Genomic DNA, 12446 nt, shown 5'->3' on the forward strand with positions numbered 1-12446 from the left:
CGACGCGGGCACGGACGCCGGGATGCAGGTGGACGCGGGGTCGGACGCGGGCATGGAGATGGATGCGGGCACGGACGCCGGGACGCAGACGGACGCGGGCACGATGACCGTCGACGAGGGTGGCGCCTGTACGACCAGCAACGAGTGCATGGCGGGCCTGCGCTGCGAGCTGTCCGGTGATACCAAGAAGTGCGCACAGCTCCACCTGGCGGTGACGAGGACGGTGGCCACGAGTCCGACTACCACCACCCTGGAGGCAGTGGTCATCCGCTACAAGGCCACCACTGCGCCGACGAAGCTCAGCGAGAGCCTCACGAACCAGAACTGGTACCCCCGCTGGAACAAGGACGGCACCGCGGTGGCCTTCGTGGAACAGGTGCCCGTCGATGGCCCGACGCTCGTCTCCCGGAGCATTCCGCTCACCGCGGGGACGACCACGCTCGCGACCAATGCCGCCGCTGGCGGTACCGAGGAGTTCAGCCACCTGGAGTGGGCGCCCTCCTCCAACATCGCTTGGACGAAGAAGGTTGGAGCGAGCACCTCGGGCATCTTCTACGTCGCCGGGACGGGTGGTGCCGTCCAGACCGCGACCACCGCGGGGGGCTTCCCGTCCTGGGCAGCGGACGGCAACAGCTTCGCCTTCAGTCTCAGCACCCTGGGATTGAAGAACAAGGCGATTGGCGGAGCGGAGACGTCGGTGGCGGGTGCGCCCACGACCGCCGAGCAGCCGCTGCACAACGAGGCCAATGGCGTCGTGCTCTACCTCGATCCCGAGAACAGGTCCGCGCTGGAGATCAGTGGCTTGTCGACTCCGCTCATGACGCTCTTCACCCTCAATCCCACGGCGGCCACGCCCGCTCCCGTGAAGGTTGCGGACGTCTCCGAAGACGCGATCCCCGGGGGCACGCTCAAGTCGTACATTGCCAATCCCACCTGGGCACCGGGCGGGACGCACGTCGCCTACGTCCGGACCTACTACGTCCAACCGACCTCTGGCGACCCTGCCGTCCTTTGCAGCGGTGGGACCAACTGCGGGGGCAAGCAGGGCAACATCACCTACGTGCAGCGCGTCGACGCCACGGGCGCTCCGGTGGGCAGCGCGTTCCAGTTCGCGACCGAGGCGACCCTGCCGTCGTTCTCTCCGGACGGGCACTTCATCGCGTATCTCTCCGGCGGGAAGCTGAGGGTCCAGCAGATTGATCCGGCGGCGACGGAGGAGGTCGCATTCAAGGTGGGAGTCCCCATCACGCACACCTGGACCAGCAGCACCCTTCCGAGCAACCGCGCCGACGACCACCGTCCGCGCTGGCAGCCCCGGTAGTCCTCTGTAGAGCGGGGTAGGGCCTGACGCCCGCGTCTCGGTGGTCACGAGGCGCGGGCGTTTTCGTGTGCACACTCCCTCGCGACAGAACACTTGCCTCCCCAAGTGAAGCAACGTACTCAGGCGACCCCGTTTCCCGCTTGGCGGGCCGCTCTGGATTGGGAGGACTCGGAATGAAGCTCCACGCCGCACTCTGCTTGCTGGTCCTGGCTGGCTGCGCGACCGTTCCGTCGACGCGCTCCAGTGACTTCGCGCTCGTGCCTGGCAGTGGTGGCCCCGCGGGGGACTCGGACGTGGTGCCCGAGCCGGTGCGCCTGGAGACGCCCGCGGGCTCCTTCCTCGTGCACCCCAACAACGCCGAGGACTTCGCGAAGCTGCTCGCGGGTGAACCCACCGACAAGCATTACTTCGCCATCACGGCGGACGCGCCCTCACCCTGAGGGTCTCCGCGCGTGGCTCATCCCAGCTCCGAAGCCGTGGAGAAGGGGAGTCGGGTGCCGTTCAGCCCACCAGGACGATGCGCCGTCCCAGGACCCGGCTCATCTGGGGCGAGGTGACGAGCTTGAGCACCTCGACCTCCTCACCGCCGGCCGTGTCGTAGGCCGCCGCGATGAGTTCTCCCACTGTCAGCGCCGGGGGCATCTTGCGCTGCGAGGCCCTCCGGGGCGTCGGCATCACCCGCCGCCCCTGGCGTTGGACCGAACCGGGCTTGCGTGTCGCTGTCTTGGTCATGGTGTCCTCCCACCCGCATCGCGTGGGTTGATGGACTGATGAGGCCAGATTTCGAGCAAGTAGCATGCCAGGGGCTTGTCTGCCTGCCCGCCATGGGAAATCAAGAACTTGCGGGCATCCACCGTCTCGGAGCGTGGAGCAGGGTTCCATACTTCGTTCACTCGTCCGGGGCGGATGGCTCGTTTCGTTGAGTCTTTTCGTACACACCTGTCAGGTGCGCCCCCACTCGGCGGAGGCCTTCGCGGGCCCGTTCGCGGCGGTGGGCGTCGGCCTCACCTTGCAGTAAAGGCCTGCCCATGAACGTCCACGTCCTCTTCCACGACAGCTGCTTCGATGGCGCCGCGAGCGCGGCGGTGTTCACCCGCTTCTACCGCGAGCGCGTCCGAGGGGATGCCCGCTTCACCTACCAGGGGCTGGCCCATCAAGCGGGGGGCGCGGCGATTGATCCCGCCGTCTTCTCCGGGGACGAGAACGTCATCGTCGACTTCCGCTACAGCCAGGACTCGCGGCTCACCTGGTGGTTCGACCACCACGTCTCCGCCTTCCAGCAGCCCGGCGACGAAGCCCATTTCCGCGCCGACACCAGCGGTCGCAAGTTCCACGACGCGCACCGCAAGAGCTGCACGCGCTACCTCGCGGACGTGGCGCGCGAGCGCTTCGGGTGGGATCCCTCGCCCATGGCCGACCTGCTCCACTGGGCGGAGATCATCGACGGCGCGCTCTTCCCCACCCCCGAGATGGCCGTGGCGCTGGAGGAGCCCGCCCTGCGCATCATGACGGTGCTCGAGGCCAACAAGGACCCGGCGCTCATCCCCCAGGTGATCGAGCGCCTGCAGACCGAGTCGCTGGCGTCCCTCGCCGCCTCGCCGCTGATCGCTGGGCCGCTCGCGCCGCTGCTCGAGCGCCACCGGCGCCACATCGACCTGGTGCGCGCCAAGGCCCGCTACGAGAAGGGCGTCGTCTCCTTCGACCTGGCGGACGAGGGCATCGACAGCCTCAACAAGTTCATCGCCTACGCCCTCTACCCCGAGGCCCGCTACACCCTCTGGGTGGGGCAGGGGCCCACGCGCGCCAAGGTGTCGCTCGGCTCCAATCCGTGGCGGCCCGAGTCACGGCGGCATGACCTGGCCGCCATCGCCTCGCGCTACGGCGGGGGCGGTCATCCCGTGGTGGCCGCCATCAGCTTCAAGGCCGGGGAGCTGGAGCGGGCCCGTTCCGCCTACTCGGAAATCCTCACCGAGCTGTCTGCCTGATCGCGAGACGCAACATTTTGCGGACCTCGCAAACTTTGCGAGGTTCCAAACCGCAACACCTGCAGTGCGGGCTGCCGAACACTCGTCGTTTCAGGGGGTTGGCAGGCGGTCTGCCTCTTGCTTGGCGCCTGGGCTGTGTGCGGGTGCCCCCAACTCCTCCAGGTGAAGTGGAACGCGGGTGTTCTTCCCGTTCCAATGCCCCGAGGGAGTGCGAGCAACCGGGCCCTGACTCGCTCGATAATGGACGTACTCGGGTTTTCCTGTGAGCTTGCCGCCGGGGTGACCGCTCTGGTGGGCTTCACGCGCCGTCCGCGCTCCGGATTGCTTCCACTCGGGACAATGGGGGATTCTCTCCCCGGCAGAGGGTCAACGGGGTCGGGTGGGGTCCTGTCAGGTTGGGGTCGGTCACCCGACTTCTGATATTCTGAGAATGGTTTGTTTCTTGTGTAAACCCGGGTAACGTGTTCTCCAGTACAAAATGGGCGGCATGAGCAAGCACGCAAATCCAGCGAATCGGAAGCATCGAGATGAGGGCTACACCCTCATCGAGCTGGTGGTCGTGTTGGCCATCCTGGGCATCCTCGTGGGGTTGTCCATGGTGGCCTACAGCGCGGTGGGCCGGCGTGGCGCCGTGCAGAACGCCGCCTTCGACTTCCAGGGTGTGCTGAGCTCGGCGCGCACGCGGGCGATCTCGCGGGGCTACCCGGTCTGGGTGGTGGTCTTCCCGACGGCCAGCCGCAAGGGGATGACGGGGGGCCTGGGCGCGTTCATGGTGGTGGAGGACAAGACGGGCTCCTGGCTGCGCGCCCCGGACCAGCCGGGCATGTTCGACCTCGTGGTGGATGACAACTCGGGCGTGACGCAGGTGACCTTCCTGCAGGACTACAGCAAGAAGGCGCGCTTCGCGGCGCTGTCGCCCGGGCGCACCGACCTGTACGGCGCGCCCTTCACGGGGCTGGCCGTGCGCACGTGCAGCTTCTGCTCTGGTGCCGACTACTCGCGCGGCGCCGTCATCTTCTTCCCGGATGGAGGGGCCCGCTTCGTGGATGGGGACGGCACCTTCCTGTCCACCGCGAACCAGTCCCTGGCCTTCAGCAGCGTGGAAGGCCGTAGCCAGTACCTCTTCGCCATCTCCGGCCCCGCCGGCTACATGGCCACTTTCGCCCCCGACAAGTTCTGACCGGAGGAACCGCCGTGGACTTCTTCTCCCGCCGCCGTGTCCGACGCAACCGTGCCGCTCAGCGTGGTGTCTCGCTCATCGAGGGGATGACCGCCTCCGTGGTGCTGCTGATCGGCCTGATGGGTGTCTTCCAGGGCATCGTGGTGGCCAGCCGGCAGAACTCCATGGCCAACCAGGCGACGCGCGCTTCCGGCATCGCCTCGCAGGTGCGCGTGGCGCTGGACACCCAGGGGCGTGAGCGGGTGCTCGGCATGCTCAGCGGCGCCAGCTGCACGACGAACAAGGACGTCCTGGCGCTCGCCGGGGGGATGGAGACCCTGAAGCCGGGCTCCGGGGATGCCTGGGCCGTGCGGTGCATCTACGACTTCGATGCCGCCGAGAAGGCGAAGGCGGTCGCCAGCCGGCTGCTGCCGGGCTACCCGAATACGGACCTCAACCGCTATCGGCGCGTCCTGGTGATGGTGGAGAAGCCGGACGAGGTCACGGGCGTGGCGATCCACCAGGTCACCGTCGTGGTATCCTGGGTGGAGCTGGGTCAGCGTCGCTTCGTGCGGCAGTACTTCGGCTTCTATGACCCGGGTCCGTTCGGCAACGAGACCAACGTCGAGATCTGACTCAGAGCGGTCCCCCATGGCCCAGTCGAAAACCCCTCCGCCCTCGCCGCCACGCGGCTTCACCCTGATTGAGCTCCTGGTCGGAGCGGTGACGACCACCATCATCCTGTCCGCGGTGGCGGTGACCGTCATGGGCGTGCAGGCCTCCTACCAGACGGAGTCGCGCATCAAGGTCGCGGTGGAGGGATTGCGGACGGCGACGAGCTTCATCGAGCAGCGGATGCGTCTGGCCGGCTACGGCGTGGATCCGCGCATCGCGTTCGACTTCGGCACCACGGTGCTGCCGTCCAACCTCAAGGCCAACTACTCCGTCGTGCTCGGCACTGGCATCCCCAACGCCGTCACCGATGACCTGGCCTTCCGCTACCGGGATGCCGCGTGGATGCGCCGGGGTCGCTATGCCGGGGCCTCCGGCATCCAGCTGGAGACCGGGTCCACGTTCGGGATGAACTTCGCCAAGAACCAGCGCTTCATCGTCTCGTGCAGGGGAGGCGAGAGCTACCTGGTGGTGAAGGCCGGAGCGAGCGGGGTGTCCAAGGACGCCGCCCAGGCCTCTGGCCTCACGGTGGACAAGGCCCTGTCCAGCGTCGCGGACGACGAGGCGTGTCTGGGCAGGACGGGAGATCAGGCGCCCTTCATCCTGCTGCTGCATGAGGTGCGCATCCGCGTGGTGAACCTGGGCGGCCGCCCCTTCCTGATGGCCTTCCAGGGGCTCGACGAGCTGGACATGTCCACCGCCGTCCCGCTGGTGGCGGACGTGGAGTCCTTCCAGGTGGCCTACGTGATGAACCGCCCGTCCCCCACCAGCACCCACGCGAAGCTGGACGCCGTGGACAAGACCTCCACCGGGCCCAACTGGGTGCTGGGGGACGTGGGCAGCGTGGCCACGGACCGGTTCCCGGATGTGATGGCCTCGCCGGCCCCCACCTACAAGACGCCCTACGAGCATGCCTCCCGCTACAACCGGCACCCGGCCAACATCCGCGCCGTGCGCGTGAGCATCGGCGTGCGCTCGACGAGTCGCGAGCCCAACGGACGCCGCGCCTTCGAGCGCGTGAACCTGGAGGACTCGACCGAGGCGGCGGTGGCGGACGGCTTCTATCGCACCAATACGTCGACGACGGTGCGCGTGCCGAACCTGATGTCGCGCTCCGCTTTCAACCCGCCGGTAGGTGACCAGGCATCCGGTCTCAACGCGTGGGGAGGTTGAACATCATGTACCTCAGGACCCGGGCTCCCCGTGGCAATGCCCTGATGATGACCCTCATCGCCATCGCCGTACTGATGGGCCTGGTGGGGGGCGCCATCCAGTTCACCAACTACAACCGCGAGGCGACAGCCGAGAAGCTGCGCGGTGATCGCGTCAGCGCCTGCGCGGACTCGGCGCGCCGCCACCTGCTGTCGCGGCTGAGGCTGTTCCGCGCGACCAACGACCTGCAGATCCTCGATACGAAGCTCATCGATGATCCCAAGCCGGAAGCACGCTCGCAGCTGCGCACGGGCCACTACGGCGGCGACAAGGCCGAGGCCACGGTGGTGGCGGTGAGCCCGGCGCTGATGGGCGCGGCCAACCGGCAGGCGCGTGACATCGCCAACGTGGCCGCCAGTGGCACCCTCGGTGGGCAGTACTTCCGCGTCGTCGTCAAGTGTCAGGAAGCCTCCTCGGGCCGCGAGTCCGAGGTCGAGTTCCTCTTCCGTTACGGTCTGTGAGGAAAGGCGCCATGTCCCGCAAGCTGACGCTCAGCCTCGTTGCTCTCTCCGCTCTCTCCGTGGTGTTGCTCCGGGCGGACACCGCCTCCGCCATTGATCAAGCGGCCTGCTGTCTGCCCACCACGTCCCGCCTGGACGCCCTGATGAACCCGATCAAGGGTGGCGATGAGAAGTTCTTCTCGCGCCCGGGCGGGCCTCCCAACATCCTCTTCGTCATCGACACCTCCGGCTCGATGCACAACTGGCCGAAGGCCTGGCCCGAGACGAAGGGCTGCTCGGACACCTTCCTCAACGGGCTGGGGTACGACAAGGCCGAGACGTACGACCGCCTGTGGACGGGCATCAATACCCAGTCCAACGAATGGTGGGCCACCGAGAAGTATTACGACGCGCCCAAGGAAGGGTATGGCGTCCTCTTCGGCAGCAGCCCGACGCTCGGCAAGAATCCGGCCGACGATACGCGCTGGACCCCGTGGACGAGCGCGGCCGACGCGTGCAAGACGCTCCCCGGCATCGGCTCGGACCAGGGCACCTGCGAGTCCTGCCTCGCCAACCAGGGCTACTATGTCCAGGACAAGGACAACCGGCGGGTGAAGGGCAACTTCCTCAACTTCTACGCGCCGCGTGACTCGGGCGCCGTGAAGGTGCTGGCGGACGTGGTGCGCGACCTGCGCGAGGTGCGCTTCGGGGTGATGGGCTTCGAGACCCGTGACACGAAGACGTGCTGGGGCAAGAAGGGGCGCAACGACGCCCAGTGCCTCTGCATGCAGCAGCCCATGGGGCCCACCTGCGACAAGTCCTACCCGCTGGACAACAGCTCCGTGGAGCACAACCGCAACGCGGTGCTCAACGCGCTCACCAACGTCAACGCCAGCAACAAGATCGGCTTGGGCTGGGGCAGCTGCAACACCCCGCTCGCGGACGCGCTCTACTCGGCCGGCTACCTCTTCCAGTCCAAGAGCCCCGCGGCCTTCCCCTCCACCTATCCGGCGAGCGACAACTTCTCCGCGGCGGACAGCGTCTGCTTCGAGTGCGGTTTCAACGCCATCATCCTCCTCACGGACGGCGAGCCCAGCGAGGAGGGCGACATCATCGACCTGCCGGACGACATCGAGAATGCCGCGGTGTCGTGCCCGGACTGCTCCAAGAGCAACCTGCACAAGGTGGCCAAGTTCCTGTGGGAGAAGGACCTGCGCGCGGACATGGCGGGCCAGCAGCGCGTGGCCACCTACACCATCGGCTTCTCCGAGGACGTATCCGACAGCAAGCTGCTGATGAAGACGGCCGAGGTGGGCGGCGGCAGGTTCTTCCCGGCCACCAGCACCAGCGAACTCAAGCGCGTCATCCTCTCCATCCTGGATGACATCAACGCCCGCAACACCTCCTTCTCCTCGGCGGCCGTCAGCACCCTGCAGACGCAGAGCGCGGCCCTGACGGCGGTCGTCCCGCGCATGCTGCCCGCCAAGGACAAGGCGTGGCAGGGCAAGCTCTACCGCTACGAGCAGTACAACGAGTTCGTCGAGGACGTGGACAAGAACAAGGACGGCGACAAGAACGACCTCTTCCTCATCGACAGCGAGGACAGCATCGTCGCCGAGGACAGCACGAACGAGTACCACAAGCTGGTGTCGCAGAACGGGGGCCCCGGTGGCACGCCCGTCTTCGGTGGCGACGCCAAGCCCTTCTGGGAGGCGAGCCAGAAGATCAAGGATCTCGGGTTCGCCAAACGCAACATCTGGACGGTGACGGACAACGGGAACGCGGGCGGTGGCGGGAAGAAGGACGGCCTGCTGACGAACGAGGACGCGCTCGTCAAGTTCGACCTCGAGAACATCACCGAGCTCCGCCAGTACCTGGCGGTGACCGGGGCGCCGCTGTGCCCCAGCGGCCAGGGGGCCACCTACAAGCCGGGCCTCCTCCTGGAGCGCATGAACCAGAGCCTCCTGGAGGCGTCGACGTTGATGACCCTCTCGGGCCTCAAGAACCTGCCGGTCCTCCCGACGAAGCAGGAGGAGTATGATCTGCTGTGCACGGCGCTGGTCATCCAGTACGTGCGCGGGCAGGACATCTTCGACGAGGACGGGGACAACCTGCGCCTCACCGACACCCGGCCCCACCCCCTGGGCGACATCTTCCACTCGTCGCCGGTGGTGGTGGATCCCCCGGTGGACAAGTTCCTGTGCGACCTGGGCATCAGCAACCAGTGCGTGCGCACGCTCTACGACACCGCGGGCGTGGCCGGCGTGGAGTCCACGAAGTTGCTGACGCGCAAGGGTCTTCAGACGTCGTGCACGATCACCGGCAAGACGCTGGATCGCGATGCGTACGACGCCTACCAGTACGTCAACCGCAAGCGCGAGCGCCTCATCCTGGTGGGGGCCAACGACGGCATGCTGCACGCCTTCCGCGACGGCCTGGGCAACGAGCACACCACCACGTGCGACATCTCGTACCCGAGCGTCACGAAGTATGGCGGCGATGAGCGGTGGGCCTTCATCCCGGCGGACATGCTGTCGCGGCTGCAGGAGATGCTGCAGGGCCACGCCTACTACGTCGACGGCGACATCATGGTGCGCGACGTCTGGGCGGACGAGGATGGCGACGGCGAGAAGAAGTGGGACGAGTACCGCACCGTGGCTCTGGTGGCCGAGGGCCGCGGCGGCACGCACTACTTCGCCCTGGAGATGCGCTGGATGGGCGACGACTTCGAGAAGACGGAGGCGCAGCCGGCGCCGGGCTTCCGCTGGATGTTCCCTCAGCCGTGCTCGGACGAGTCGCTGCGCTTCGGCAAGACGATCGTGAGCCTCAGCCCCAAGCCGCCGCCCATCGGCCCCGTGCTGCTGGATCCGCAGACGGTGAAGTCGCCCAAGGGCACGACGCTCGTGGGGCAGGAGCGCCATGGCAAGGGCGAGAGCAAGAGCACCGAGCGCTGGGTGGCGATGCTGTCGGGCGGCTGGTCGCCGGGCGGTGAGAAGGGCCGCGGCCTCTACATGGTGGACGTGTGGAACGGCACGGTGAACGGTCGCCGCGACAACCTGCTGTGGAAGTGGGAGTTCTCGGAGGCCGCCGCCGGCGACACCGATGAGCCGCGCAAGTACATGACGTACGGCTTCGCGGCCCCGGTGGCCCTGGCGGACTACGGCTCCAACAAGAAGCAGGCGTTCGACGGCTTCTTCGATACCGCGGTGGCGGGCGACCTGGGCGGCCAGCTCTGGACGCTGCGCTTCCACGAGCCGGGTGTGCTCGACAGCGACACGAAGCTCATCAAGAACTGGAGCGGTGGGCGCTCCTTCGTGATGGATCGCGACGGCCAGGACACGTCCAACCAGCTGCGCATCAGCGACCGCTCGCCCTTCTATTACCTGCCCTCGCTGGTGATGCAGCAGGACAACCAGGCCCTGCGCGCCTTCATCGGGACGGGCAACCGCTACTCGCTGCTGGAGAATGGCGCGGGCATCTGCCGCTTCGACAACCCGCAGGCGTGCTCCAAGCTGGGGTGCGGTACGACGGCCGTCACCTACAAGCTGACGCGCAACGACACCGAGTTCCAGCGGATGAGCAACGCGTGGACGGATCGCACCTATACGGCGGGCAAGTTCACCCCCTGGGGCAACACCGCGCCCGCCAACTTCTGCAGCACGGCGGGTGACACGGACTTCCTCAAGGCCGAGTTCGAGGAACGCAAGGCGATGACGTGCCCCACGCCCACCGGCAAGGACAAGGTCGGCTATGAGTTCGCCCGGACCAAGGTGGACTGCGGCCAGAACGCCGCGGGCGTCTACGACTGCCGCGTGCGCGAGGCGGGCAACACGCTGAACATGAGCGACCTGGACGTGAATCCGACGTCCACCGCCGACACGCTCGGCAAGAACCGCTACTTCGGCATCTGGGTCTACGGCGGCATCAAGGAGCGCATGTTCGACGAGACCTCGTCGTCCAACCCGACCAACAAGGCCAAGCAGTACGACTGGCTGCGGCTCTCCGATACCGGTGGGACCAAGGGCACGGGCAGTCTCGTCGACGTGACGAACGTGCAGTGCGACGCGTTGGGCAACTGCAAGTGCGCGGCCGGCAAGGTATGCCCCGGCAACCCCAATGATGCGAAGAAGGTGGTGGCCGGCACGGACGACATGGGCTGGTTCTACGAGTACGACTCCCTGGACCACAAGACGGCCAGCGGCTCGTCGGTGCTGGCGAGCTGCGCGCTGTGGAACTCCATGTACCCCGGCCCCTCGTCGGGAGGGGCCTGCGCGGGCTCCAACAGCAACCTGGCCCGGCTGCACCAGGCGGACTTCCTCACCGGCGCGCCCAACTGCGCGGCGGGCTTCCTCGGGACGACCGGGTATGCGCGCTACCAGGACCGCACGGTGCTGGCGCCTCCGCCCGAGCCGGGCATCGCCATCCAGGTGTCGAAGACGGGTCAGGTGAAGTACAGCACCGTCTTCGTCGAGCCCGGCAAGCCCCAGGCCACCGAGGTGCAGCTGTCCTCCGACATGGACGTGCTGCAGTACATCTACGAGCTGCCTGTCTCGCAGGGCCTGCACAGCTGCCGGCACGTGCGCGACCTCAACGGCAGCACGGCCGCGTGCATCCCCTCGGAGATGTGACGCGAGGCTGAGCTTCACCCCCCGGGGCCCGTCCTCGCCGCGCGGCGACGACGGGCCTCGGTGTTTTCAGAGGGGCCGTGGCTCGAAGAAGCGGAAGCCCGCCTCGCGCAGCAGCGCGGGCGCTAGAGGTCGATGCCAGGATGAGCTCCCTCATGTCGTCCCACCTACCTTCTCCCCCTGTCCTGGCGGAATGGGACAGCGGGCGAGCAGGCAGCAGACACCTTCCCGTGTTCCAGGCGATGCCGTAGCCTGCGCCCCTCATGTCCCGGCGCGGTCCGTTCGCCTTCTGTCTCCTCCTCCTCGGTGCCTGCCAGTGGACGTCTTCTCCGTCCGCGCCGGCCATCCCCGACGCGGGCACCTCGGCCACCTCCGCGCCTGTCGCGTCCGCCGCCGCGCCCGTACCCGCCGCCGCGCCCGTGCCCGAGCCCATCCCTCCCTGTCGGGCGAGGGGAGGCGCCCCGCTCGACGCGGCGCTGGACTACCTCGACGAGGGCAAGTACCCGGAGGGCCTCTCCTGCGCCGCCCAGGCCTCCGCCCTGGAGCCGGACTCGGCCGCCGCCCATGCGGCGCGCGGCGAGGCGCTGGCCGCTCTCAATCGCACGACGGAGGCGCAGGTGGCCTATGCCCGTGCGCTGGCCATCGATCCGGGCCACCCGGATGCGCTGCTCGGCGCGGCGCACCTGTACGCGGTGCAGCTGCCCTCCAGCCGCGAGTACGACGAGCTGGGCGCCCTCTACGCCGAGCGTGGGCTCTCCCAGCCCGACGTGTCGCCGGAGATGCTGCCCCGCTTCGCCCTGGTGGCCTCCATGGCGCTCAACGACCTCGGGCGGGCCAGCGACGCCCTCTCGCGCGCCTCGCTCGTCCTGGCGCGCGAGCCGAACAACCGCGAGGCCGCGTACGAGAAGGCCCTGGCCCTCTTCGAGCTATGCCGCTTCGCCGAGGCCAAGGCGGCCTTCAGCGGGCTGGTGAACGACGCGGAGCGCGGGGCGCACGCGCACTACCACCTCGGGCTGCTGCTGGAGCGCGAGG

General features: G+C 67.9%; 10 protein-coding genes. 9 read left to right on the forward strand and 1 reads right to left on the reverse strand.

The window, feature by feature from the left end; translation table 11 throughout:
* Together VF697_RS35540 and VF697_RS35545 are read left to right on the forward strand one after the other, a co-directional pair.
* A partial coding sequence (locus tag VF697_RS35540; RefSeq protein ID WP_331102104.1) for a hypothetical protein occupies nucleotides 1-1321 on the forward strand: 1321 nt, incomplete at its 5' end.
* A gap of 173 nt (nucleotides 1322-1494) precedes the next feature.
* Nucleotides 1495-1761 (forward strand): hypothetical protein, encoded by a 267-nt coding sequence (locus tag VF697_RS35545; protein WP_331102107.1) that lies wholly within the window; start codon nucleotides 1495-1497, stop codon nucleotides 1759-1761.
* Between the two features lie 61 nt (nucleotides 1762-1822).
* On the opposite strand, the gene VF697_RS35550 is transcribed toward VF697_RS35545, so the two are convergent.
* A complete protein-coding gene (locus VF697_RS35550; RefSeq protein WP_331102109.1) occupies nucleotides 1823-2053 on the reverse strand; it encodes a hypothetical protein in 231 nt (76 codons plus the stop codon).
* Between the two features lie 296 nt (nucleotides 2054-2349).
* Between VF697_RS35550 and VF697_RS35555 the strand changes: the two genes are divergently transcribed.
* From VF697_RS35555 to VF697_RS35585, 7 genes are all read left to right on the forward strand, one after another.
* On the forward strand, nucleotides 2350-3306 hold the full coding sequence (locus VF697_RS35555; RefSeq protein WP_331102111.1) for a hypothetical protein: 957 nt from the start codon (nucleotides 2350-2352) through the stop codon (nucleotides 3304-3306).
* A gap of 487 nt (nucleotides 3307-3793) precedes the next feature.
* Entirely contained in the window at nucleotides 3794-4486 is a 693-nt protein-coding gene (locus VF697_RS35560) for a pilus assembly FimT family protein (RefSeq protein ID WP_331102113.1), read from the forward strand.
* A 14-nt stretch (nucleotides 4487-4500) separates the two neighbouring features.
* The gene (locus tag VF697_RS35565; RefSeq protein ID WP_331102114.1) at nucleotides 4501-5100 is read left to right on the forward strand and encodes a prepilin cleavage protein; all 600 of its coding nucleotides are present in this window, start codon (nucleotides 4501-4503) and stop codon (nucleotides 5098-5100) included.
* Between the two features lie 16 nt (nucleotides 5101-5116).
* A complete protein-coding gene (locus VF697_RS35570; RefSeq protein ID WP_331102115.1) occupies nucleotides 5117-6310 on the forward strand; it encodes a PilW family protein in 1194 nt (397 codons plus the stop codon).
* Nucleotides 6311-6315: 5 nt separating this feature from the next.
* Nucleotides 6316-6810, forward strand: coding sequence for a hypothetical protein (locus VF697_RS35575; RefSeq protein WP_331102117.1), 495 nt, complete (start codon nucleotides 6316-6318; stop codon nucleotides 6808-6810).
* Between the two features lie 11 nt (nucleotides 6811-6821).
* A complete protein-coding gene (locus VF697_RS35580) occupies nucleotides 6822-11417 on the forward strand; it encodes a pilus assembly protein PilY (RefSeq protein WP_331102119.1) in 4596 nt (1531 codons plus the stop codon).
* 260 nt (nucleotides 11418-11677) lie between these two features.
* The coding region (locus tag VF697_RS35585) for a tetratricopeptide repeat protein (RefSeq protein WP_331102121.1) at nucleotides 11678-12446 on the forward strand (769 nt) is incomplete at its 3' end.

The sequence above is a fragment of the Archangium sp. genome (assembly GCF_036388035.1).
Lineage (GTDB): Bacteria > Myxococcota > Myxococcia > Myxococcales > Myxococcaceae > Archangium.